This is a genomic window from Methylobacterium sp. NPDC097929 (genome assembly GCF_049543375.1).
Lineage (GTDB): Bacteria > Pseudomonadota > Alphaproteobacteria > Rhizobiales > Beijerinckiaceae > Methylobacterium.
Window position 1 is genome coordinate 196947 of the sequence record NZ_JBMVEP010000001.1, and the last position, 23070, is coordinate 220016.

A 23070-nucleotide genomic window follows, 5' to 3' on the forward strand; every position below is an offset into this window, starting at 1 on the left:
CTCAGGCTCCCGTCTCTCCGGTCAGCGCCCGAGGAAGGCGCCGAGATAGCGGCCGAGATCGTCCAGGAACAGCCCCATCACGAGGCCGAGCACGGCGATGAGCAGCATCATGCCGATCAGCACCGAGGCGGGCACGGCGAGAAAGAACACCTGAAGCTGCGGCATCAGCCGGGACAGCACGCCGAGCCCGAGATTGAACAGGATGCCGAAGACGATGAACGGCCCGGAGATCCGCACCGCCAGGGCGAAGCCGCGGGAGAAGGCGTCCAGCGCCAGCTTGGCCGCGTCCGCCATGCCGGGCACGCCGTTGGGCGGCAGCACCATGTAGCTGCGCCCGATCGCCTCCAGGGCGAGGTGATGCAGGTCGGTGGCGAGCACCAGGGTGATGCCCAGGAGCGACAGGAAGTTGCCGAGCGCCGCCTGCTGCCCGCCCATGGTCGGATCGACGGTCATGGCGAAGGACAGGCCGAGCTGCTGCGAGATCACCACGCCCGCCGTCTGCAGCGCGGCGACCACCATGCGCACCGACAGCCCGATCATCAGGCCGATCAGGATCTCCCCGAACAGGAGACCGATCAGCACGGGCGCCGCCAGCGCGGCGTTGCCGGTGGGCAGGAGCGGCCGGACGGTGGGAAACAGCACCAGGGTGACGAGGAGGGCGAGGCTGAGCCGCAGCCGGCCCGAGATCATCTGCTCGCCCAGCCCCGGCATCAGCATGATCAGCGTGCCGACCCGGGCGAAGGTGAGGATGAAGGCCGCCGCGAAGGCGGGCAGCAGCAGGTCGAGCGGCGTGTTCATGCCGGCCCATCCTACAGGCTCGCCGCGCCGCGCGCTGTCTCCCGCTCGTCATCCCCCCGCCGCGATGCGCGCGGCGATCCGGGCCATGTAGGCGGCCATGGCGTCGCCCATGAAGGGCAGCATCAGCAGCATCACCCCGAAGACCGCGACGATCTTGGGCACGTAGATCAGCGTCTGCTCCTGGATCTGCGTCAGCGCCTGGAACAGCGAGACGATCAGGCCGACCACGAGGGCCACGATCATCAGGGGACCGGCGACCTTCAGGAAGACGAAGATGCCGTCGCGGGAGAGGTCGAGGATGGCGAGGCCGGTCATGGCTCTGGGGGGCTTTCGTCGATCGTCGTCGTTGCGAGGCGGAGCCGAAGCGATCCGGCGCGCCGCCCGATCCGGAAAAGTCGCGTCGCCGGATCGCTTCGCGTTCGCTCGCCGTGACGGAGAGCGAGGCAACCGATGCGATCGAACGCGGGTGGATGAGGGCCGGCCTCACGGTCCAGCGCCCCGGTCGGGAGCGAAGCGGACCGAATCAGATCGGCATGCGCATGATCTCCTCGTAGGCGGAGATCACGCGGTCGCGCACGGCGACGAGGGTCTGGAGGGCGGTCTCGCTCTCGGCCACGGCGGTGACCACGTCCACGACGTTGGCCTTGCCGGTGGCGGCCGAGAGCGCTGCGCGGTCGGCCTGAGCGCCGGACTGGGCCACGGAATCGAGGCTCTGCTGCAGGAAGCCGGAGAAGCCGGCACCCGCCGAGGCCATGCCCTGGACGGGTTTCGGGGCGCCGGGGCGGGCGACGCTCTGGGCGGCGGCGTAGGCGCCGGCGGCGAAGGCGGAGGTCGTCATCGGCTCACGCCTTCAAGATTTCGAGGGTGCGGGAGATCATCCGCCGCGTCGCGGTGACCATGTTGAGGTTGGCCTCGTAGGAGCGCTGGGCCTCGCGCATGTCCATGTTCTCGATCAGCCCGTTGACGTTGGGCATGCGCACTTCGCCGCGGGCATCGGCCGCCGGGTTGCCGGGATCGTACTTCGTGCGGAACGGCGTCGGATCGCGGCGGACCCGGCCCGCCTCGACGAGATTCGCCCCGAGTTCCCGGTCGAAGCGGCTCGTGAAGCTTGGGACCTTGCGCCGGTAGGGATCGCCGCCGGCCGTCGGCGCGGCGGAATCGGCGTTGGCGATGTTCTCGGCGATGATGCGCATCCGGCCGGACTGGGCCTTGAGGCCGGAGGCGGCGATGCCGAGGCTCTTGAGGAAATCCATGGCGGTCTCCGTTCAGCGGCTTCAGCGCTTGCCGACGGCGATCTTCAGCGCGTCGAGGCTCTTCTGGTAGAGCGAGGCGACGAGCTGATAGTCGGACTGGTTGTCGCCGGCCTTCATCATCTCCTCCTCCAGGTTCACCCCGTTGCCGGAGGGGCGGACCTCGAAGCCCTTGAAGCGGCGCGGGTCGGCGTTCGGGCCGGACTGGGCGGAGAGCCCGATATGCCCGGCATCGGTGCGGGCGAGGCCGTCGCCGCCGACGGAGGCGCCGAGCGGGGCCGCGAGCGCGCCGCCCCGGCCCGCCGGTTCGGCGAAGTCACGGGGGCGAAAGCCCGGCATGTCGGCGTTGGCCACGTTCTCGGCGAGCAGCCCCTGGCGGGCTTGGTGCCACTGCATCCGGGTGCGCAGCATGCCGAGCAGGGGCAGGTCGGTGAGCGACATGGTGCCTCGGGCGGCCGGCGCGAGGGGCGGAGGGAAGCTGCGGGCCGGACCCGGCAGAATTTGCCGTTCGCATGGTTAAGGAGCCGTTAACCGGGCAATTCCTGCCGGGCATCCGCAAGCCGCGGCGAGCCCGGCGAGACAAAGCGTGCGGACCGGCTCAGCGAGTTGTTAACGGAGCGTAAGCCTTTGTTGCGGGGGGCTCGGACCACGGCGATAATCGAACCTAGTATTGCGTAGGGTCGGGATGGCGTCTCCCGTCGGCACCGGTCCCGGCCGGAAGCTTCGCGGCACGCCATCGCAGCCCCGACACAGAAAGACGCCGGTCTTGCAAGCGTTCTTCAGTTCCGAGGGCTCGGTCGCCCTTCAGTTCCTGGTGATCTTCCTGATCATCCTGGCGCTGTTCCTGATCGCGGCGTTGCTGTTCGTGCGGCTCTCGGGGCGCGGGCTGACCATCGCGGCGCGGCCTGGCCAGCGGGGACGCCAGCCCCGGCTCGGCATCGTCGACATCTACGAGCTCGACCGGCAGCGGCAGCTGATCCTGCTGCGGCGGGACAACGTCGAGCACCTGCTGCTGGTCGGCGGACCCAACGACGTGGTGGTCGAGCGCCATATCCAGCGCGGTGCCGGTGCCCGCTACGCCCCCGAGGGCGGCACGAGTGCCGAGGACGGGAGCGCGGCCGACGCGGCGCCCGAGCCGCCGCGCATCGACCCCTTCCTCGACAGCCCGAAGCCGCCGACCTTCGCCATGCCCGAAATCGTGCCCGCGCCCGGCCCCGGCCTTCAGCCCCATGCCGAGCGGGCGCCGCCCCTGGATTCCGGCCTGTTCGAGCCCGAGGAGCCCGAGGTCGAGACCAAGCCGCGAGCCGCGTCGCCGGTGAGCCGGCTGATGCGGCGCACGCTGCCGCCCCTCGTCACGCCCCGGCCCGAGCCCGCCTCCGAGCGCGCCGCGCGACCGGAGGAGGCGGCCCCCAGCGCCGCCCCGCCGCCCGCGGAACCGCCGCCGGTCATGGCCGCCCGCGGCCCGCGATCGGTCGATCCCGCCGTCCTGTCCGACATGGCGCGCCAGCTTCAGGTCGCGCTGAAGCGCCCCTCCTCGGCGGTGACGCCGCCGCCGACCGCAGCAGCAGCCGCGGTTTCTCCCGCGGCGGCCGACGCTCCGCCGGTCGAAGCGCCAGCTCCGATCGAAGCACCCGCTGCGGCTCGTCCCGATCCGATCGCGCAAGCGATGGCCGCGCCGCCTTTCCCCCCGCCGCCGCCGAGGGCCGCCGCCCCCGCGCAACCGGCCCCGTCCCCGGTCGCGTCCGATCCGGTGAAGCCCGAGCCGGTGCCCGTTCCCGCCCCCGTCCCGCTGCCGAAGCCCGCGCCTCTTCCGCCCGCGGAGAAGCCCGCGGTGGCCCGGCCGGAGCCCGCGCCCCGGTCCGAGCCCGCCAAGCCGGACCCCGTCCGGCCCGAGCCCGCCAAGCCGGACACCCCCGAGGCTCCGCAGGGACAGAACCCCTTCTCGGTGGAGGAGATCGAGGCCGAGTTCGCCCGTCTCCTCGGGCGCCCGCTCGACAGCAAGAGTTGAACCCCCGCAAGAAGGACGGATCGTTCATCCGCCACCCGTGGTGAGGCATGGAAGCGCTCGTCGTCGGAGCGGGAGTGGTCGGGCTCGCGGTCGCGCGGGCGCTGGCCCTGCGCGGGGCCTCGGTGATTGTCGCCGAGGCGGCCGAAGGCATCGGCACCGGCGTCTCGGCCCGCAGCTCCGAGGTGATCCATGGCGGGATGTACTACCCGCCGGGCTCGGTCCGTGCCCGCCACTGCGTCGAGGGGCGCCGCCGCCTTGTCGCGTTCTGCGACGGACACGGCGTGCCCTACCGGCTCTGCGGCAAGCTCATCGTCGCCACCCGTGAGGAGGAGCGCGCCGCCCTCGAAACGATCCTGTCCCGCGGCCTCGCCAACGGCGTCGAGGGCTTGGCCTGGATGGAGGGGGACGAGGCGCGGCGTCTGGAGCCGAACCTCGCCTGCGTCGCCGCGCTCCACTCGCCCGCCACCGGCATCGTCGACAGCCATGCCCTGATGCTGGCGCTCCTCGGGGACATCGAGGCGGCCGGCGGCGTGCTGGCCCTGCGCACGCCGATCGAGGCGGCCGAGCGGCGGGACGGCGGCTGGCAGGTCCGCTTCGGCGGTGAGACGCCCGACACGGTGCGGGTCGACGCCCTCGTCAACGCCGCGGGGCTCGGTGCGCAGGCCCTCGCCCGCCGCTTTGCCGGGCTGGCGCCGGAAGCGGTACCGCGCCAAGTGCTGGCCAAGGGCAGCTATTTCGGCTGCACCGGCCGGCCGGCCTTCTCGCGGCTGATCTACCCCGCCCCGGTCGAGGGCGGATTGGGCATCCACCTCACCCTGGATCTGGCCGGGCGGATGCGCTTCGGCCCCGACGTGGAATGGGTGGAGGCGGCCGATTACGGGGTCGATCCGGCCCGGGCGTCGTCCTTCGCGGCGGCGATCCGGCGCTACTGGCCCGGCCTGCCGCAGGGGCGCCTGACGCCGGATTATGCCGGCATCCGCCCGAAGCTCACCGGGCCCGGCGAGCCGGCGGCGGATTTCCGCATCGACGGCCCGGGCGAGCACGGCTTGCCGGGTCTCGTGCAACTCTTCGGCATCGAGAGCCCGGGGCTGACGGCCTCGCTTTCGCTCGCGGAAGAGGTGGCCGACCGGCTGACGGCCTGAGCCGACGGCCGGGTGCCACCTCAGGCCGCGCGCATCAGGCCGGCCGGCGCGGTCTCCGTCACCTCGTCGGTGTGGACCTCGAACCGCACCAGCCGCGCCGCGCCGAAGCTCGTCGAGATCGCGCAATCGGTGGCGTCCCGACCCCGGGCCATCACGATCCGGCCGATCCGCGGCGTGTTGTGGCGCGCGTCGAACGTGTACCAGCGCCCGCCGAGATAGACCTCGAACCAAGCGGAAAAATCCATCGGATCGGGCACCGCCGGCACGCCGATATCGCCGAGATAGCCCGTGCAGTAGCGGGCCGGGATGTTCATGCAGCGGCAGAAGGCGATGGCCAGATGCGCGAAGTCGCGGCACACCCCGACCCGTTGGACGAAGCCGTCATGCGCGCTGCGGGTGGCATCCGCCTGCATGTAGTCGAAGCGGATGTGCCGGTGCACGTAATCCACGATCGCCTGAACCCGCGCCCAGCCCTCGGGCGTCTGGCCGAAGAGCTGCCAGGCGGTCGCGGTGAGCTTGTCCGTGTCGCAGTAGCGGCTCGCCATGAGGTAGGTCATCACCTCGTCGGGCAGTGCATCCACCGCCGCCTGGGTGGCCTGCGGCGCCACCGCGTCGGGCAGGCCCGAATCCGCGATCAGAAGGTCCGACGAGATCGTGATCCGGCCCGGCGGCGCGACGATGCGCGTGCAGACGTTGCCGAACGCGTCGAGCGTCTGGCGCTGCGGGATCGGTGGATCGAAGCGGATCACCTCGGGGCTGCGCAGGTCGTTCCGGCGCGAGGGATGCACGCTGAGAAGCAGCGACATCGGTGTCGGGGCCGTGGTTTCGAACGCGATATCGTAACCGGTCCTGATCAGCATGTGATGGCCCATGACTTCGGTCGTAGGGTCCGGCCAATAGAATTGAGCCGGATAGGCCATTAAGAAGCGAGAGTTCGGACCGTTCCGGCGCTGCGCTGCACAAATGTTTCGCAATGCGCCAGCTTGATCGCCAGGGTGGGGCCGGGACCATGACGCGCATTGCTGCTGCAGCGCACTAAGCGATATGGAGACGCCCCATGTGGACCGCTCTCTGGAACCGCCTCGCCCATCCGGGCCACTTCCTGCGCTGGTCGGGCGCGGCCCTGCCCTGGCTCGCCGCGACCTCGGCCGTGCTCGTCGCCGCGGGGCTCTACCTGACCTTCTTCGTCGTGCCGCCCGATTACCAGCAGGGCGACACCGTGCGGATCATGTACGTCCACGTGCCCGCCGCGATCCTCGGCATGGGCTTCTACGCGGCGATGACGCTGTCGGCGATCGGCACCCTGGTCTGGCGCCATCCGCTCGCCGACGTGTCGCAGCGCGCCGCCGCGCCGATCGGGGCGGCCTTCACCCTGATCTGCCTCGTCACCGGCTCGCTCTGGGGCAAGCCGATGTGGGGCACCTACTGGGTCTGGGACGCGCGGCTGACCTCGATGCTCGTGCTGTTCCTGATCTATTGCGGCATCATCGCCCTGTGGCGGACGATCGAGGACCCGAGCCGGGCCGCCCGGGCGGTTTCGATCCTGACGCTCGTCGGCGCGGTGAACCTGCCCATCATCAAGTTCTCGGTGAACTGGTGGTCCACGCTGCATCAGCCGGCCTCGATCCTGCGCATGGGAGGCGCCTCGATCGATTCCTCGATGCTCTACCCGCTGCTCGAGATGGTGCTGGCGATGACCCTCCTCGGCATCACCCTGCATTTCCAGGCCATGCGCACCGAGATCACCCGCCGCCGGGTGCGCACGCTGCTGATCCGGCAGGCCGAGCGGCTCGATGCGGGCGCGCAGGAGATCGCCCAAGAGATCGCACCCGTGACCCGGGGCGCCGCGCCGCTTCCCATGGGCCAGGCGATCTGAGGCGGAGGATCGGAACGATCATGGAATTCGGACCCTACGCTTCCTTCATCGCCGGCGCCTACGGCTTCGCCGCCCTGGTGCTCTGCGCGCTAATCCTCAACGGCTGGCGCGACGGGCGGGCCCAGCGCCGGCTGCTGGCCGAGCTCCAGGACGAGCGGGGAGGGCGGCCATGAGCGCACAGCCTCCCGGGACGGCCGCCCCCGAGGGCCCGGATCGCCGCCGCCTCTCGCTGCTCGCGCTCCTGCCGGTCGTCATCTTCGCGGTGCTGGCGGTGACGTTCTTCGTGCGGCTGCGCTCGGGCGCCGACCCGCAGGCGCTGCCCTCGGCGCTGATCGGCAAGCTCGTCCCGGCCTTCGCCCTCGGACCGGTTCCGGGGCTGGCGGTCGATGGCCGACCGGTGCCGGGCCTGTCGAGCGCCGACCTGAAAGGGCAAGTGACGGTGGTCAACGTCTTCGCCTCGTGGTGCGCCCCCTGCCAGATCGAGCATCCGATGCTGATGCGGCTGGCCCAGGAGCGCGACGTCCGCCTCGTGGGCATCGACTACAAGGACCCCGGCGATGCCGGCCGGCGCTGGCTGGAGCGCAACGGCGTCCCCTTCGCGGCGGTCGGCGCCGACCCGACCGGCCGGGCGGGCATCGATCTCGGCGTCTACGGCGTGCCGGAGACCTTCATCGTCGGTCCCGACGGGGTGATCCGCGACAAGCTCGTCGGCATCCTCACGCCGGAAAACTACGCCAGCGTGCTGGGGCGCATCCGCGCCGCCGGCCGGGCCGCCCCCGTGACGAACTGACCCCGGAGTGGGGCCTGCGCTTGGAAACCCGGGACCGGAGGCGTATGCAGCCTGAGCCGGCTTGAAACCGTTCCAAGGTGGACCAGCCGCGCACTCGGCTGAAACCGCGATTCAAAGAGCGCCATGCGGATCGGGCTTTTCGTCCCCTGCTACGTCGATGCCTTCGAGCCGGAGGTCGGCATCGCCACGCTGGAGTTGCTGGAGCGCTTCGGCCTCACCGTCGACTATCCCTACGATCAGACCTGCTGCGGCCAGCCGATGACCAATACCGGCTGCCACGGGGAGGCCGCCGCAACGGAGGCGCTGTTCGTCAAGAACTTTTCCGGGTTCGATTACGTCGTCGCCCCGTCCGGCTCCTGCGTGCATCAGGTGCGCGAGCACCTCACCGCCATCCCGCAGACCGACGAGGTCAAGCACGTGCGGGCCAGGACCTTCGAGCTGGTCGAGTTCTTGCACGACGTGCTCAAGATCGAGGAGCTGCCCTGGGCGGCGTTCCCGCACAAGGTCGCCTACCACTCGAACTGCAACGCCCTGCGCGGCATCGGCCATGCGCGCCCGACCGAGCTGAACCGGCCGTTCTTCTCCAAGCCGTTGAATCTGCTGAAGAAGGTGAGGGGGCTGGAGGTCGTCGATCTGACCCGGCCCGACGAGTGCTGCGGTTTCGGGGGCACGTTTTCGGTGTTCGAGCCCGCGGTCTCGGCCAAGATGGGCTACGACAAGGTGACCGATCAGGCCCGCGCCGGCGCCGAGTACGTGGTCTCGGCCGATTCCTCCTGCCTGATGCACCAGAAGGGCTGCGCCGAGCGCCTCGGCGTGCCGCTGAAATACATCCACATCGCCCAGGTGCTGAACGGAGCCGCCGCATGAGCGCCGACGACCTGACCCCGCGCCAGACCGGGGACGTGCTCCACCGCGAGGTGCGCGCGCCCTCCGACGAGAGCGAGCGCGGCCCCGGCGGCGAGCGGCTCCAGCACGCGGAGGCCGCCTCGAAGCCGATCCGCGCCGACGCGCCCCGTGAGCCGCAGCCCCGCGGCGCCAAGGTGCGTGGGAATCGGCCGATCGATCAGGCGGAAGCCGCCGAGCGCTTCCTCGCGGCGCCGCTGCACCAGAAGGCCCATGACGAGCGCCTCTGGGACGTTCGTCGCAAGCGCGATGTCGCCGCCCACGGCATCCCCGAATGGGAGGAGCTTCGCGAGCTCGCCTCGCAGATCAAGACGCACACGCTGACCCATCTCGACCGCTACCTCGAACAGTTCGAGGCGGCGGCCCGCGCCAACGGCGTCCACGTCCACTGGGCCGAGGATGGGGCGGCCCACAATCGCATCGTGCTCGATATCCTCCAAAAGCACGGCGCCAAGTCGCTGGTGAAGTCGAAGTCGATGCTGACCGAGGAGTGCGGCTTCCGTCACTTCATGGCGGCCCACGACATCGAGATCATCGAGACCGATCTCGGCGAGCGCATCCAGCAGCTCGACGACGAGGAGCCGAGCCACGTGGTGATGCCGGCGGTCCACAAGACCCGCATCGACGTGGCCGAGGTGTTCGCCCGGACGCTCGGCACCGACCCCGACAACGACGACGCCCACTACCTCGCCGAGAGCCAGCGCGAGACCACGCGTCCGCTGATCCTCAAGGCGGATGCGGGCCTGACCGGCTGCAACTTCGCCATCGCCGAGACCGGCACGGTGGTGACCTGCACCAACGAGGGCAATGCCGACCTCTCCGGCAACGTGCCGCCGCTGCAGATCCACTCCATCGGCATCGAGAAGCTGATCCCGCGCGTCGAGCATCTCGGCGTGTTCATCCGCCTGCTCTCGCGCTCGGCGCTCGGCTCGCCGATCACCCAGTACACCTCGCATTTCCGCGCTCCGCGGCCCGGCACCGAGATGCACATGGTGCTGGTCGATAACGGCCGCTCCGAGCGGTTGGGGATGGAGGAGTTCTGGACCTCGCTCAAATGCATCCGCTGCGGCGCCTGCATGAACACCTGCCCGGTCTACCGGCGCTCGGGGGGGCTGTCCTACGGCGCGACCTATTCAGGGCCGATCGGGCTCATCATCGACCCGACCTTCAACAAGCGGAAATACTCGACCCTGCCGTTCTCCTCGACCATGAACGGCTCCTGCACCAACGTCTGCCCGGTGAAGATCAACATCCACGAGCAGATCTTCGCTTGGCGCAAGGTGCTGGCCGAGGAGCACCAGATCCCGCTGCTTAAGCAGGGCATGATGAAGGCGGCGGGCGCCGTTCTCAGCCGCCCGGCCGCCTACCGCGCCGCGATCCAGACCGCCGACTCGGCCCTGCGCGTGCTGCCGCGTTTTGCCGTCTACAACCCGGCCAACACCTGGGGGAAGAAGCGCGAGATGCCCCACGCGCCGCGCCAGAGCTTCCACGCGTGGTACCGGCAGAACCGCATGAAGAAGGGGAGCGACGCGTGAGCGCCCGCGACGCCATCCTCGGACGCTTGCGCGCAAACCGCCCCGCGGGCGAGTTCCCGCTGCCCGACGTGCCGACCTTCGCGCCCCTCGTCGGCGACGACCTCGTGGCCGAGTTCGCCGAGCGTCTGGGCAAGATGGGCGGGCGGGTCGAGCAGTCCGGCGGCGCCGACCCGTTCGCGACCGTGCGCTCGCGCCTCGACGGGGCGCAGGTGATCGCCTCCGCCGTGCCGGAATTCGTCGGAAACCGCGATCTCAGAGCCGTTCGCAAGCCCGGAGACTTGGCCGACGTGGACGTGGCCGTCGTGCGCGCCCGCTTCGGCGTGGCCGAGACCGGCTCGGTGCTGTTCACGGAAGGCGACCTGATCGTGAATTCCGTGGCCTACCTCGCTCAGCACCTGATCGTGCTGCTCGATCCCGCCGACATCGTCGTGAACATCCAGGCGGCCTACAAGCGGCCGGACTTCGCGCACGCGGCCTACGCCGTGTTCCACACCGGGCCGTCGGCCACCGCCGATATCGAGGGCGTGCTGATCCACGGAGCGCAGGGCGTCCGCTCGCTCACCGTGCTCCTGTTGCAGCGCAAAAAACAGGCAGCCTGAGACCGGAGCCCGCGGGTCTCCCGCGCGTTTGCGGCCAAACGCCTCGCTGGTGCGTGGCCGCGATCCCCCGCGAAGACCCGGAGACCTCCCCGTGCGGTTCAAGCTCGGCTGCAGCCTCGCCTACGAGGTGATGAGCCCGACCACCTTCATCTTCAACGTCGAGGTGGCGCGCCTGCGCAGCCTCGAGATCCTCAGCGAGACCCTGACTCTGGCGCCCGATCCGGTGCGCCGGGTCTACGACAATCCCGATCTCAAGAACCGTTATCTCGGCGTCACCGTGCAGTCGGGCCCGTTCTCGCTGCAATACGACGCCGAGGTCGCGCTGAGCGTGACCCGGGCCGATCCGGCCACGATCCGCGAGACGCCGGTCGCGGAGCTGCCCCTCGACATCCTGCCCTTCCTGCTGCCGAGCCGCTTCGTCTCCTCCGACCGGCTCACGCCCTTCGCCCAGGCCGAGTTCGGCCACCTTCCCAGGGGGCACGAGCGGGTCGGCGCGATCTGCAACTGGATCCACGACCACATCGCCTATCGCCGCGGGGCCAGCGACAGTGAGACCACCGCCGACGAGACGCTGCTGATGCGGGCCGGCGTCTGCCGCGACTTCGCGCATCTCGGCACCGCCTTCTGCCGGGCGCTCGGCATCCCGGCGCGCTTCGTCAGCTGCTACGCCTACGGCCTCGTGCCGCGCGACTTCCACGCCGTGTTCGAGGCCTATCTCGACGGGCGCTGGTGGCTGTTCGACGCGACCCGCCAAGCCCATCTCGACGGGCTCGTGCGGATCGGCGTCGGGCGGGACGCGGCCGAGATCGCGTTCTCGACACCCTTCGGCGCGATGGAGCCGACCGGTATGGAGATCCGCATCGACCGGGCCGACGGCGATCCCGAGCCCGCGCAGCGCACCGTCGACGCGATCTCGACCGAGGCGCCCGCACCCCATGCCGGCGCGGTCTGACCGCCGCCGGCGACAGCGGGCCGAGCCCGCATGAAAAAAATCTCGAATTTTTTCGAAAGGCGCGGATTAACCGGCAGGATCGTTCGTCTGTCTTGATGTTCGGGTGATCCGGACGAATCTCCAACTTCGCCCGCCCGGTTCAGGCCGCGGCGGGCTTTTCTTGTCCGCGGCAGACCCCGCCCGGAACGGCCTTCCTTCCGATCGACGCGACCGGTCGTGTGTGGTATCCAAATACCGCAAAGGTAAACGCGTTCGTTTCATTGCGGTTTTCTCGGCGCAGCACGAAGGTCGTGCCTTGACGGCCCGGCGAATCCCCCCTAGTGACCCTTCCCACACGCCGCTGCGTCCTCATCCGACGCGGCGGCGCCTTGTTTCAAACGTCACCGGCACGGGAATCGGCCATGAAGACCACTTCGCTGAAGCCCGCCGACGTCGACAAGAAGTGGGTCGTGATCGACGCCGAGGGCCTCGTCGTGGGCCGTCTCGCTTCGATCGTGGCGATGCGCCTGCGCGGCAAGCACAAGGCCGCCTACACGCCCCACGTCGATTGCGGCGACCACGTCATCGTCATCAATGCGGACAAGGTGAAGTTCACCGGCCGCAAGTACGACCAGAAGGTCTACTACCACCACACGGGCTATCCGGGCGGCATCAAGGAGCGCTCGGCCAAGTTCATCCTCGAGGGCCGGTTCCCCGAGCGCGTGGTCGAGAAGGCCGTGGAGCGCATGCTGCCGCGCGGCCCGCTCTTCCGCCAGATCCTCGGCCACCTGCGCGTCTACAAGGGTGCCGCGCATCCCCACGAGGCCCAGCAGCCGCAGGCGCTCGACGTCGGCTCCCTCAACCGTAAGAACGTGAGCGCTTGATCATGGCGACCCTTCAGTCCCTCGCCGATCTCAATCGGGCGAACACCCAGACGAGCAACCCCGAGAACGAGGCGCCCGTCCACGTCCAGAAGCTGGACGCGCAGGGCCGCGCCTACGCCACCGGCAAGCGCAAGGACGCGGTTGCCCGCGTCTGGATCAAGCCCGGCAACGGCACCGTCGTGGTCAACGGCCGCCCGGTCGAGACCTACTTCGCCCGCCCGGTGCTGCGCATGATCCTGCGCCAGCCGCTGGAGATCGTCGGCCGCGTCGATCAGTACGACATCAACGTCACCGTGAAGGGCGGCGGTCTCTCCGGTCAGGCCGGCGCCGTGCGCCACGGCCTGTCCAAGGCCCTGACCTACTACGAGCCGGAGCTGCGCTCGCCGCTCAAGCGCGAGGGCTTCCTGACCCGCGACCCGCGCGTCGTGGAGCGCAAGAAGTACGGCCGCAAGAAGGCCCGCCGCAGCTTCCAGTTCTCGAAGCGCTAAGGCGTTTCGGATCGAGCGAACCATTGGGGGCGGGGCCGCGAGGCTCCGCCCTTTTTCGTGTGTGACGGCTCTGTCGGAGAATGCCGCATGGCAGGACGGGAAAGCCCCGGGCGCTCCGTTGCCCCCGCGCCGACGGGCGACCGCCGCGCCGCCGTCGCTCAAGCCCTCGCTCGCCTCGCGCCCCGCCTGCCGGACTTCGAGGCGGAGGCGGCGCTCGACCGTGCCCTGCGCAGCCCGGGCCTGCGCGGTGCCGCTCCGGAAACGGCGGCATGGCTCGCGCTCACGGCGTTGGCGCGCCACGCCTTCACCGATTACGACGACCTGCTGGAAGAGGGCTACGACCGCGACAGCGCCCGCCACTTCGTCCTCGACGACATGAACGCCGTGCTGGCCGAGTGGGGCTGTCTCCGTCAGGTCTCGGATGAGATGCCTGAGACGGACGAGCTTCCGCCGGACGACCTCGCCGCGCTCTGAGGCGGAGAGAGGCCGCCGCTTGCCGGCCTTTCACGGCTGAGGCAGAGGGGTGCCCTCACACAATAGGAACCTCCACCATGAAGCTCAGCGCGCGCAACGTTCTCAAGGGCAAGATCGTCGCGGTCGAGAAGGGCGCGACCACGGCGCATGTGAAGATCGAGATCGCCAGCGGGCAGACGGTGACCTCCGCCATCACCAACGAGTCGGTGGATGCGCTCGGACTCAAGGTCGGCGGCGAGGCCTATGCGGTGATCAAGAGTTCCGACGTCATCATCGCCGTCGATTGAGCGTCTCCCACGAAACGCCCGACGCCGGGCGTTTCGTGGTGCGGCTCACCCTTCGATCGCCAGCGCGATCCCGTGCCGGGCGGTCGCACCCGGTGCGAGCAGGCGCTGCGAATCCCGCTCGGCCAACGCGCCCTCGAAGCCGGCCCAGTCGGCATGGCCGGTCCAGGCTTCGAGGGACAGGAACGGCGCCGTCGGCTTGGTCCAGACGGCCAGGTGCGGAAAGTCCTGCATCCGAAGGGCGATGGCCCGGCCGCCCGGTGCAGAGAAGCGCATCGCCCGGCTCCGGGCATTCAGGAAGACCAGGGCCTCGGTGAAGAGCTCGGGATCGAGGTCGAGGCGCGTTCCGTCGAGGGCAAGCGCCCGCTCGCTGCGCACCAGCAATCCGCCCGGCCCGACCTCCGGCACGAAGGGCCGCTCCGCCGCCTCGAACACGACCGCGTAGCCACCCCCCGCGCGGCGCTCTCCGTCGGCGAAGGGCCAGGGGAAGGCGGGGTGGAAGCCGAGCGCGTAGGGCAGGGGCGCCTGTCCCGGATTGGTGACCCGGATCTCGAATGCGAGCCCGTTCACGGAGATGCGGGCGTCGATCTCGAGCCGGAACGGGAAGGGATAGTGCGGTCGGGTCGCCGGGCCGTCCGTCAGCCGCAGGCCAACCGAGTCCTCGGCGTGGGCCACCACATCGAAGGGCAGATCCCGGGCGAAACCATGCTGCGCCATGGGGTAGCTCTGCCCGGCCACCCGCACGGCTCCGCCGGCCGAGGCCCCGACCACCGGGAAGAGCCAGGGCGCATGCCGGTTCCAGTGCTCGGGATCGCCGCTCCAGAGGTATTCCCGGCCCCCGACCTGCCAGGAGACCGGCTCGGCCCCGTGCCGGGCGATGCGGGCGCGGCTGCCGTCGGACCCCCGGATCACGATCGTGTCGTCGGTCGCCATGCTGACGCCTGCCTCCCTGTCCTCTTGGGCTCGATAGCCGGGGGCGAACGGTCACGCTAGCGCGCGGCGGCCACGAACGGCGGCGCGTCGATCGGCTCGGAAATCACGTCGGCGGGGGGCCGGAGGCGACGATCCGCCCGTCCTCGAGGACATGGACCGTATCGGCCCGGCGCAGCGAAGTGAGGCGGTGGGCGATCATGATGATCGTGCGCGTGCCGCCGAGCGCCCCGAGCGCGCCCATCACCGCGGCCTCGGTCTCACCGTCGAGGGCGCTGGTCGCCTCGTCGAACACGATCACGTCGGGGTCGTGGTAGAGCGCGCGCGCGATGCCGATGCGCTGGCGCTGGCCGCCGCTCAGGCGCGCGCCCCGCTCGCCCACACCCGTCTCGTAGCCGTCGGGCAGGGCGGCGATGAAGTCGTGCGCACCCGCGAGCCTGGCGGCGCGCTCCAGGGCCGCGCGGTCGAGGGCGTCGGGCTCGATGCCCAGGGCGATGTTCTGCGCCACGCTCCCGTCGATCAGGAAAACGTCCTGCGGCACGTAGCCGATCCGGTTCTGCCAAGCCGGCAGGTTCCCGGCATCGAGCGGCGTGCCGTCGATCAGGACACGGCCCGAACTCGGCGTGAGGATGCCGAGGATCAGGCCGACCAGGGTGGACTTGCCCGATCCCGTTCGCCCGACGAGCCCGACGGTGGTGTGGGCCGGGATCGTCAGGTCGATGCCCCGCAGCGTGGAGCGGCCCGCTTCGTAGTCGAAGCTCACGGCCTCCAGGCGGATCGTCTCGTCGAAGGGCAGCCGCGCGGCCGTGCGCGCCCGGCGCGGGCGCTCGCCCTCCAGGGCATCCACGATCAGGCGCACGCCGGGCAGGTGGAAGCGCAGCTGCGAGACGGAGGTGAAGATGTTCTGGAAGGCCGGCAGCATCCGGTAGCCGGCAAAGGCGAACAGGCCGAGCAGGGGCAGCATGCCGGCGGTGTCGATGCCCTGGGTGAGCGCGTACAGCACCACGGCGATGACGCCGCCGAAGGCGAGCGATTCGATGACGAAGCGCGGCAGCTGTCCGGTCAGGAGGCTGGCGGCCAGGGCGTGGGCGTAGGAGCGCGCCGGCGCGTCGAAGCGCGCGGCGAAGGTGTACGCCCGGCCGTAGAGCTTGAGTTCGGTGAGCGCGCCGAAGGTTTCCTGCACCACGCGGTAGCGCCCCTCGTTGCCCGCCACCGCCCGGCCGCCCAGGCGCGAGAGCCGTGCCCGCATCACGAGGTAGATCGCGACGTAGAGCCCCCCGAAGCCGCCCCCGAGGATCAGGGCGAGGCGAGGCTGGTAGGCGATGAGGAAGATCACCACCGCGAGCGCCGAGGCGCCGCGGGAGGCGATCACCATGGCCGGGGTCAGCACGCCGGCGACGAGCCGGTCGGTTTCGCTCAGAACGTTCTTGGCCAGCTCCGCGCTGTTGGCGTGCGCGAAGAACAGCCGCTCGCGGTCGACGTATCGCGCGAGCAGGCGCCGGGCGAAGCCGTAACCGGTCAGATGAGCGAACAGGAGCTGCGCGAAGGCGAAGCCGGCATTCACCAGGCTCGTGAGCAGGATCGCGGCGAGTGCGGCGAACCCCGTGGCGAGCAGGAAGGCGCGGTCGTCGGTGAGCCCCAGGGCGTCGCGCAGCCCCGTGAGATAAGGAACCCGCGCCGCCGCCCCCGGATCACCGACCAGGGTGAGGAAGGGCAGAACCGAGGCGACGCCCACGACTTCGAGGAGTGCGGCGATCCCGAGGCCGAGGCCGAGCAGAACGAGGCGCCGCCTGTCGCGCTGGCGCATCACCCGCAGGAGATCGAGGAGCGTCCTCAAACGGTCACCGGGCGCAAGGGAGATAAGGGCCGGACCGATGGGCGGCGGATGACGCCGTGATGCCGCTAAGTGGTTGACGGCAAAAGAGAGCGGTCGGCCGATCCGCCCTGCCGGATTGGGTCTCTAGCACGCTGCCACGAGGGGGCGTCAAGCGCGGGCGGCAGGGGCACGGGGCGTCGCGGCCTCACGACGTGTCCGGCGCGGGGCCGCAGGCCGGATCGTTCGCGGGGGCGCTTCGTTCAAGCCGGGATGGTCTTCCGCCTCCCTCCATGGCCGACCGCACGGAGGATCGGCGGCGGTGACGGCCGAGCGAGCTTGCGGCAGGTATTCGCCCGCTCGCAGCCGCGGAACCGGAACCTTGGCGGTACGTTCTGCGAGTATGGAACACTACAGATCCGTCTTCGCGACCACCGCCGTCATTGTTTTAGGTCTCGTCGCGACCTCTCCGCTCTTGCAACGGCAGGATTCGGCCGGCTCGCAGCCGAAGACGAATCTGATCATGGCAAGTGGCGTTGAGAACGCCGACAGTAAGGGGTGGTCCGATCCGCCGCGCCGGGTCGATCCGGCCGCGACCGCGACAGCGACGGCAACTTCCCTGGAGGGACAGGACGACGGTCTCGGATCGCCGAGGCCGGCTTCCTTCACCCTTCTGCCGCCTGAGACGGCCGCGCTTCTGACGGCGAGCAGCGCCTTCGCGTCGTCCGAGCCGGCCCAGCGGGTTCAGGCCGTCCGGCGCCATCGGGCCGCCAAGGTCGCGAGCCGGAACCGTCTCGACGTGACGGCGCGGGTTCCGACGGCCGAGGTCCCGGCGCAGAACCAGCCTTCGGCGCCCCAACCGCAGCGGGCCGCCGGGATCGATCCCATCGGCGATCTCCTGAGAGGTCTCGGCATCGGCCGGGACAGCTGAGGCAGGCGGTGCTTCAGATCGTCCGCGCGTAGGGCGGCGCCTTCGGCACGCCAATCTGCCGCACGGCACACGCCACCTTTTCGGCTCGTTGGTCTTCAGGACATCGCCGGACTGCGTCGTGGAGATCACCGCCGTGTTACTCGCAACCGCCATCATGTTCGCCGGCGCCGTCGGCGCCATCGTTCTGACCCTCGCCGCAAGGCCGAGCGCCGACCGCTTTCTGAAGTGGTGAGGCCGGTCCCGGCTCCTCCATCGCGAGCCCGTGCCCATCCTCCGGGCCGATTTGATGCCGCGCGCATGCGGATCCGCCTGAACTGAGAGGGCCGCTTTCGAGTTGTGACTCGACAGGGTTGGTCGGAGGCGGGTTCGTGGCGGCAATGGTGATGATGGCGGGCGTCTTCGGCGCGGCGGGAACGTTGATCTGCCTGATGCCCCGGCTCGACTCGTTCTTCGAGTGGTAGGGGCCTCTTACGCCGGACTGCGGCGCGATGGGCGCAACTCCGGTGCGCGCTCGATCCGTAAGGAGCGGTCTCCTCGCTCGCCTCTGGTCAGAGGAGTGCTCTCGCACGCCGAGCCCAGCGGTCGGCTGCGACGGCAGTGCGACCATCCGTCGATTGCGTGGGTCTGATCGAGGGATCGAGCCGTTGGTGCGGCTTCAGAAATCAGATGGTGCCCAGGGACGGAGTCGAACCGCCGACACTGCGATTTTCAGTCGCATGCTCTACCAACTGAGCTACCTGGGCATCGGCCGCTTCGCTCTGCGTCAGCGGCAGGCGGGGGTATAGTGAAGGCCCCGGAGCCTGTCCAGCCTCCTGTTGGGGCGGGGCCACGCTTTTTTGCCGGGCACCGTTTCGGCGCTCAATGGAAGCGCTCGTCGTCCTCCCGGCTTGGAGGAAAGGGAATCTCCTCATCCTCCGGTCCGGGAATGACGTAGCGCTCGCCGAGCCAGCGACCGAGGTCGATGTCGGCGCAGCGGGGCGAGCAAAACGGCTTGGTCTCGGGCTCGGCCGGCTTGCCGCAGATCGGGCAGGGCGGCAAACGCTTGGGTGCCGGCGCCGCGCTCACGAGGCGGCTCCCCAGGCTCCGCGCACGGGAAAGCCTTCGCCTTCCAGGAGACTCATCGTCTCGTAAAGCGGCAGGCCGACCACCGCGCTGTGAGAGCCGACGAGCTTCACCGCGAAGGCCGCCGCCAAGCCCTGGATCGCGTAGCCGCCGGCCTTGCCCCGCCACTCGCCGGAGGACAGGTAGCCCTCGATCTCGCGGTTGGAGAGGCGCTTGAAGCGGATGCGGGTCTCGACCATGCGCTCGCGGCGGCGGTCCTTGGGAGAGAGGATGCAGACCGCCGTGTAGACCCGGTGCGCCCGCCCCGAGAGCAGGCGCAGGCAATCGGCCGCCTCGTCGAGCAATTCGGCCTTGGGCAGCACCCGGCGCCCGACCGCCACGACCGTGTCGGCGGAGACGAGATAGGCCTCGCGCAGCTCGTCCCGGCGCCGCGCCGCGGCCTGGGCCGCCTCCAGCTTCTCGCGGGCCAATCGGCGCGCGAGATCGCGGGGCGATTCGGACTTGCGCGGCGTCTCGTCGATATCGGCCGGCAACAGCGCGTCGGGCTCGATTCCGACCTGCTGCAGCAGCGCGAGGCGGCGCGGCGAGGCCGATGCGAGCACGAGGGGCGGCCGGGTCCGCAGGCCGGGCTCCCGCGGCTCGGGGACATTGAGGTGAGGCAGATCGTTCATTGGCAAGGTCTTACGCATAAGCCCGGTGGCACCGCAACGCAGTGGGTGGTCGGACAAGCCGTCCGAGGCTTGCCAAGGCGAGGGTGTGCGTCTAAGACCCGGCTCGTTCCGTCAGGCCGCGCCACGTCCGGCCGGAGGCGACGCCGCAATAGCTCAGCTGGTAGAGCACCTCATTCGTAATGAGGGGGTCGGGGGTTCGAATCCCTCTTGCGGCACCAGCTTCTTCAAGCTCTGAGTCCTCCCCCTGTTCGAACATTGTTCCCGATGCTGCGCCGTGTGGCTGCCGCTGCGCGTCTCTCATGCCGGCGCCCTGACCTACCCGATGCTCCTGATGCCAAATTGGTCTCCGCGTCACGGGTAACGATTCGGCGCTGGCCGCCGCCGCGAGCCATCGGAAGACCCGTCACGTTTCGCAGGGGCGACCATCGAGACCGAATGGATAGCTAACCCTTGCGGGCTCAGTAGCGGCGGCACACCGTCGAGGGTGCGTTGTGCCGATCGCAATCCACGTCTCGTTGCTCCCATCTGATCTATATCAATGTGCTTCATGACGTGATGCGCTTCCCTGTTGGGGTGGTCGTGACCGGCGACATCAGCCGAAATGGCGGAAACATCGGGCGTTGATGCCGGCGTAGCCTCCTTATTTATGAAGGTGTTGCGCACAAATATTCGGAAATACCAGATCGATAATGGAGGGGAGGGCAGGAGAATCGCCTACCCTCCATTGGATAAGCGAAATTGTGTGTAAGGCCGTCCGCTCCACCGGACGACTTGTCCGAGTGCCGGGCATTGCGGGCGAGACGGCCGATCCGGGCCTCGTTATCGCCGAGGTCGATGCCCGACGCTCGGCACCGTAGCGACGTCGATGGTCGTCGGATCGTCGCAGATGCCTGCGCGCAACGTGGCCCGCCATGGGCCGCCCGTTCTGGTTCGAACGCAAGCCGTACTTCGTCACTCTCGTGAATCGAGTGTCAGGAATGTTGGCCGACTACCTCCCCAGCGCCCTCGATCTGGCTCGAAGCCAATTCGCCTTTACGGTCGTTTGGCATTTCCTGTTCCCGGCCTTCACCATCGGGCTGGCCAGCTTTCTTGCGGTGCTCGAAGCATGTTGGCTCGCCACGGGACGCGCCGTCTATCTCGATTCCTACCGGTACTGGCTCAAGATCTTCGCCATCGCCTTCGCCATGGGCGTCGTCTCGGGGCTCGTCATGAGCTACCAGTTCGGCACCAACTGGTCGGTCTTCTCCGACAAGACGGCGCCGGTTCTCGGCCCGCTTCTCGGCTACGAGGTGTTGACGGCCTTCTTCTTGGAGGCGGGCTTTCTCGGGGTCATGTTGTTCGGGCTGGAGCGCGTGGGCCCGCGCCTCCATTTCCTGGCCACTTGCCTCGTCGCGCTGGGCACACTGACCTCGGCCTTCTGGATCCTGTCGGCCAATTCCTGGATGCAGACGCCGGCGGGCTACGTGCTCGACGCCAACGGCCATTTCGCGCCCCAGGATTGGTGGGCCGTGATCTTCAACCCGTCCTTCCCCTTCCGTTTCGCCCACACCGTCACCGCCGCCTACCTGACCACCGCGATGATCGTGGGCGCGGTGGGGGCGTGGCATCTCCTGCGCGACCGGTCGAACCCGCGCGCCCGCTTGATGTTCTCGATGGCGATGTGGATGGCGGCCATCGTCGCCCCCGTCCAACTCGTCCTGGGCGACCTGCATGGGACCAACACCTACCACTACCAACCCGCCAAGGTCGCGGCGATGGAAGGCCATTTCGACAGCGAGCGGCGCGCGCCCTCGATCCTGTTCGGCTGGCCGGACGCGCAGGCCGAGACGACGCGTTGGGCGATCGGCATACCGGGGCTCGCGAGCCTGTATCTTGCCCACGACCTGAACGCCGAGGTGCGCGGGCTGAAGGCGCTGCCGCGCGACACCTGGCCGACAAACCTGCCCCTGGTGTTCTGGGCCTTCCGGGTCATGGTCGGGCTCGGCTTCCTGATGATCGCCTTGGGCGTGGCCTCCCTCTATCTGCGCTGGAAAGGACGGCTCTACACGTCGCGATGGCTGCACCGCTGCGCGGTCGCGATGGGCCCGTCCGGCCTCATCGCCGTCACGGCGGGCTGGGTGGTGACGGAATCCGGGCGTCAGCCCTTCACGGTCTACGGGCTGTTGCGCACGGCCGACAGCGTCTCGCCCATCGCCGCCCCCGCGGTCGCGGCCTCGCTCGCCGCCTTCGCCGTGGTCTACTTCGTCGTGTTCGGGGCCGGCATCTGGTTCCTTCTGCACCTCTTCAATCAGCCACCGCGACCGCACGAGGCGGGTCTGCCCGCCGGTCAGCCGGTGCGCACCGCCGGCATTACCCCGGCCCCGGCGCTTGCCGCCGGCTCGAATGCCCAACCCGCTGAGTGAAGGAAGGGGTTTCGATGTCTCTCGACCTCACGCTGATTTGGGCGGTTCTGATCGCCACCGCCGTGTTCCTCTACGTTGCGATGGACGGGTTCGATCTCGGCATCGGCATCCTGTTCCCGGCCGTGTCCGCCAAGGCCGATCGGGACGTCATGGTGAACTCCGTCGCCCCCGTGTGGGACGGCAACGAGACTTGGCTGATCCTCGGCGACGGCGGGCTCTTCGCGGTCTTCCCGCTGGCCTACGTCACGATCCTGCCGGCGCTCTACATGCCGCTGATCCTGATGCTGCTCGCCCTCGTCTTCCGGGGCGTCGCCTTCGAGATGCGCTTTCGCATGGTGACGGTCCGGAGTCAGCTCTGGTGGGACCGGGCTTTCTCCTGGGGCAGCTACGTGGCGGCCTTTTGCCAGGGCATCGCACTCGGCGCCCTCGTCCAGGGCATCCGCGTCGAGGGGCGGGCCTATGCCGGCGGCTGGTGGGACTGGCTCACCCCCTTCTCTCTGCTGACCGGCGTGGCGCTGGTGGTGGGCTACGCGCTCCTGGGCGCATGCTGGCTCGTCTGGAAGACGGGGGGCGAGTTGCAGATCCGCGCTTACCGCCTCGCCCGCCCTCTGGGCTTCGCGACCTTGCTCCTGATCGCCATCGTCTCGCTCACGATGCTCGTCCTCAGCGCTCCCTTCCGCGAGCGCTGGCTCTCGTTCCCCGGCATTCTCGTCGGTGCGCCGGTGCCCGTGCTCGTCGGGCTGCTGGCGCTGCGCTTCCAGCGTTCGCTGGAGCGGCGGGAGGAGATCGTGCCCTTCCTCTGCGCGCTCGGCTTCTTCCTGCTCTCCTATATCGGGCTCGGCATCAGCCTTTGGCCGATGATCGTGCCGCCGGACATCTCGATCTGGGCCGCGGCCACGCATCCGAGCAGCCAAGCCTTTCTCCTCGCCGGCGCGGCGGTCCTGGTCCCGATGGTGCTGGGCTACACGGCCTACGTCTACTGGCTGTTCCGCGGCAAGGTCACACCGGAATCCGGGTATCATTGATGGGTCTTCATCAGCCGGCGGCGGAGCCTGCCCTCGTGCTCGACGCCGCACGCATCCGCAGGGTGAAGATCACCGGCACGTTCCGTCGGATCGCCTGGTTCGTTCTGCTCTGGACGATGAGTGTCGTGAGCCTGACGCTCATCGCCCTCCCGCTTCGATGGCTGCTGAAATCGACCTGATCGGCGCTTCGAGCGGGGGCGCGGACCGACCCCTTTGGCTCGCTGCGCGACCGACGGGCTGAAGGGCGCGGTCGCTCTGAGGACGTGAGGGAGCA

27 protein-coding genes and 2 tRNA genes are annotated in these 23070 nt (G+C 69.5%); 18 read left to right on the forward strand and 11 right to left on the reverse strand.

Annotation, left to right across the window (positions count from 1 at the left end; all coding sequences use genetic code 11):
• Positions 1–21: 21 nt before the first annotated feature.
• The 5 genes from fliR to flgB form a co-directional block, all read right to left on the reverse strand.
• On the reverse strand, positions 22–798 hold the full coding sequence (fliR, locus tag ACPCJR_RS00885; RefSeq protein ID WP_391511125.1) for a flagellar biosynthetic protein FliR: 777 nt from the start codon (positions 796–798) through the stop codon (positions 22–24).
• A gap of 48 nt (positions 799–846) precedes the next feature.
• A complete protein-coding gene (gene fliQ / locus ACPCJR_RS00890) occupies positions 847–1113 on the reverse strand; it encodes a flagellar biosynthesis protein FliQ (RefSeq protein ID WP_110350202.1) in 267 nt (88 codons plus the stop codon).
• A 208-nt stretch (positions 1114–1321) separates the two neighbouring features.
• Positions 1322–1636, reverse strand: coding sequence for a flagellar hook-basal body complex protein FliE (fliE, locus tag ACPCJR_RS00895; RefSeq protein WP_391511124.1), 315 nt, complete (start codon positions 1634–1636; stop codon positions 1322–1324).
• A 4-nt stretch (positions 1637–1640) separates the two neighbouring features.
• Positions 1641–2051 carry a flagellar basal body rod protein FlgC gene (gene flgC / locus ACPCJR_RS00900; RefSeq protein ID WP_110350200.1) on the reverse strand — a complete coding sequence of 137 codons (411 nt, stop codon included), beginning with the start codon at positions 2049–2051 and terminating at the stop codon, positions 1641–1643.
• Positions 2052–2072: 21 nt separating this feature from the next.
• The gene (gene flgB, locus ACPCJR_RS00905; RefSeq protein WP_391511123.1) at positions 2073–2489 is read right to left on the reverse strand and encodes a flagellar basal body rod protein FlgB; all 417 of its coding nucleotides are present in this window, start codon (positions 2487–2489) and stop codon (positions 2073–2075) included.
• Between the two features lie 325 nt (positions 2490–2814).
• Between flgB and ACPCJR_RS00910 the strand changes: the two genes are divergently transcribed.
• Both ACPCJR_RS00910 and ACPCJR_RS00915 read left to right on the forward strand, forming a co-directional pair.
• Positions 2815–4056 (forward strand): hypothetical protein, encoded by a 1242-nt coding sequence (locus tag ACPCJR_RS00910; protein ID WP_391511122.1) that lies wholly within the window; start codon positions 2815–2817, stop codon positions 4054–4056.
• 47 nt (positions 4057–4103) lie between these two features.
• Positions 4104–5198, forward strand: coding sequence for an NAD(P)/FAD-dependent oxidoreductase (locus tag ACPCJR_RS00915; protein ID WP_391511121.1), 1095 nt, complete (start codon positions 4104–4106; stop codon positions 5196–5198).
• 20 nt (positions 5199–5218) lie between these two features.
• Here the strand turns inward: ACPCJR_RS00915 and ACPCJR_RS00920 are convergent, their stop codons facing one another.
• Positions 5219–6058: a transglutaminase-like domain-containing protein gene (locus ACPCJR_RS00920; protein WP_391511120.1), complete on the reverse strand. Its 840-nt coding sequence runs from the start codon at positions 6056–6058 to the stop codon at positions 5219–5221.
• A gap of 197 nt (positions 6059–6255) precedes the next feature.
• On the opposite strand from ACPCJR_RS00920, the gene ACPCJR_RS00925 reads away from it, so the two are divergent.
• From ACPCJR_RS00925 to ACPCJR_RS00975, 11 genes are all read left to right on the forward strand, one after another.
• The gene (locus ACPCJR_RS00925) at positions 6256–7074 is read left to right on the forward strand and encodes a heme ABC transporter permease (RefSeq protein ID WP_391511119.1); all 819 of its coding nucleotides are present in this window, start codon (positions 6256–6258) and stop codon (positions 7072–7074) included.
• 20 nt (positions 7075–7094) lie between these two features.
• On the forward strand, positions 7095–7247 hold the full coding sequence (ccmD, locus tag ACPCJR_RS00930) for a heme exporter protein CcmD (RefSeq protein ID WP_391511118.1): 153 nt from the start codon (positions 7095–7097) through the stop codon (positions 7245–7247).
• Positions 7244–7864 (forward strand): DsbE family thiol:disulfide interchange protein, encoded by a 621-nt coding sequence (locus ACPCJR_RS00935; protein ID WP_391511117.1) that lies wholly within the window; start codon positions 7244–7246, stop codon positions 7862–7864. The genes ccmD and ACPCJR_RS00935 overlap by 4 nt, the downstream gene beginning before the upstream one ends.
• A 123-nt stretch (positions 7865–7987) precedes the next feature.
• Positions 7988–8731, forward strand: a complete 744-nt coding sequence (locus tag ACPCJR_RS00940) for a (Fe-S)-binding protein (RefSeq protein ID WP_391511116.1) — start codon at positions 7988–7990, stop codon at positions 8729–8731.
• On the forward strand, positions 8728–10302 hold the full coding sequence (locus ACPCJR_RS00945) for a lactate utilization protein B (protein ID WP_391511115.1): 1575 nt from the start codon (positions 8728–8730) through the stop codon (positions 10300–10302). The genes ACPCJR_RS00940 and ACPCJR_RS00945 overlap by 4 nt, the downstream gene beginning before the upstream one ends.
• On the forward strand, positions 10299–10901 hold the full coding sequence (locus tag ACPCJR_RS00950; RefSeq protein ID WP_391511114.1) for a LutC/YkgG family protein: 603 nt from the start codon (positions 10299–10301) through the stop codon (positions 10899–10901). The genes ACPCJR_RS00945 and ACPCJR_RS00950 overlap by 4 nt, the downstream gene beginning before the upstream one ends.
• Positions 10902–10992: 91 nt before the next feature.
• A complete protein-coding gene (locus ACPCJR_RS00955) occupies positions 10993–11853 on the forward strand; it encodes a transglutaminase-like domain-containing protein (RefSeq protein WP_391511113.1) in 861 nt (286 codons plus the stop codon).
• 401 nt (positions 11854–12254) lie between these two features.
• Positions 12255–12716, forward strand: a complete 462-nt coding sequence (rplM, locus tag ACPCJR_RS00960) for a 50S ribosomal protein L13 (RefSeq protein WP_110350189.1) — start codon at positions 12255–12257, stop codon at positions 12714–12716.
• Positions 12717–12718: 2 nt separating this feature from the next.
• The gene (rpsI, locus tag ACPCJR_RS00965; protein WP_110350188.1) at positions 12719–13204 is read left to right on the forward strand and encodes a 30S ribosomal protein S9; all 486 of its coding nucleotides are present in this window, start codon (positions 12719–12721) and stop codon (positions 13202–13204) included.
• An 87-nt stretch (positions 13205–13291) separates the two neighbouring features.
• On the forward strand, positions 13292–13678 hold the full coding sequence (locus tag ACPCJR_RS00970; protein ID WP_391511112.1) for a DUF2293 domain-containing protein: 387 nt from the start codon (positions 13292–13294) through the stop codon (positions 13676–13678).
• A gap of 77 nt (positions 13679–13755) precedes the next feature.
• On the forward strand, positions 13756–13965 hold the full coding sequence (locus ACPCJR_RS00975; protein WP_391511111.1) for a TOBE domain-containing protein: 210 nt from the start codon (positions 13756–13758) through the stop codon (positions 13963–13965).
• A gap of 45 nt (positions 13966–14010) precedes the next feature.
• Here ACPCJR_RS00975 and ACPCJR_RS00980 read toward each other — a convergent pair whose 3' ends face one another.
• Both ACPCJR_RS00980 and ACPCJR_RS00985 read right to left on the reverse strand, forming a co-directional pair.
• Positions 14011–14895, reverse strand: coding sequence for an aldose 1-epimerase family protein (locus ACPCJR_RS00980; RefSeq protein ID WP_391511110.1), 885 nt, complete (start codon positions 14893–14895; stop codon positions 14011–14013).
• Positions 14896–14998: 103 nt separating this feature from the next.
• Positions 14999–16729, reverse strand: coding sequence for an ABC transporter ATP-binding protein (locus ACPCJR_RS00985; protein ID WP_391511109.1), 1731 nt, complete (start codon positions 16727–16729; stop codon positions 14999–15001).
• A 499-nt stretch (positions 16730–17228) separates the two neighbouring features.
• On the opposite strand from ACPCJR_RS00985, the gene ACPCJR_RS00990 reads away from it, so the two are divergent.
• The gene (locus ACPCJR_RS00990) at positions 17229–17636 is read left to right on the forward strand and encodes a hypothetical protein (RefSeq protein ID WP_391511108.1); all 408 of its coding nucleotides are present in this window, start codon (positions 17229–17231) and stop codon (positions 17634–17636) included.
• Between the two features lie 667 nt (positions 17637–18303).
• Here the strand turns inward: ACPCJR_RS00990 and ACPCJR_RS00995 are convergent.
• The 3 genes from ACPCJR_RS00995 to ACPCJR_RS01005 form a co-directional block, all read right to left on the reverse strand.
• A tRNA-Phe gene (locus tag ACPCJR_RS00995) sits at positions 18304–18379 on the reverse strand.
• 115 nt (positions 18380–18494) lie between these two features.
• Complete coding sequence (locus ACPCJR_RS01000; RefSeq protein ID WP_391511225.1) at positions 18495–18716, reverse strand: DNA gyrase inhibitor YacG; 222 nt, start codon at positions 18714–18716, stop codon at positions 18495–18497.
• Positions 18698–19369, reverse strand: coding sequence for a Maf-like protein (locus tag ACPCJR_RS01005; protein WP_391511107.1), 672 nt, complete (start codon positions 19367–19369; stop codon positions 18698–18700). The genes ACPCJR_RS01000 and ACPCJR_RS01005 overlap by 19 nt, the downstream gene beginning before the upstream one ends.
• Before the next feature lie 142 nt (positions 19370–19511).
• Between ACPCJR_RS01005 and ACPCJR_RS01010 the strand changes: the two genes are divergently transcribed.
• The 4 genes from ACPCJR_RS01010 (at position 19512) to ACPCJR_RS01025 (ending at position 22975) form a co-directional block, all read left to right on the forward strand.
• Positions 19512–19587, forward strand: a tRNA-Thr gene (locus tag ACPCJR_RS01010).
• Positions 19588–20346: 759 nt separating this feature from the next.
• On the forward strand, positions 20347–21771 hold the full coding sequence (locus tag ACPCJR_RS01015) for a cytochrome ubiquinol oxidase subunit I (protein WP_391511106.1): 1425 nt from the start codon (positions 20347–20349) through the stop codon (positions 21769–21771).
• Positions 21772–21785: 14 nt separating this feature from the next.
• Entirely contained in the window at positions 21786–22796 is a 1011-nt protein-coding gene (cydB, locus tag ACPCJR_RS01020; protein WP_391511105.1) for a cytochrome d ubiquinol oxidase subunit II, read from the forward strand.
• Positions 22797–22831: 35 nt separating this feature from the next.
• Complete coding sequence (locus ACPCJR_RS01025; RefSeq protein WP_391511104.1) at positions 22832–22975, forward strand: DUF2474 family protein; 144 nt, start codon at positions 22832–22834, stop codon at positions 22973–22975.
• Positions 22976–23070 lie beyond the last annotated feature (95 nt).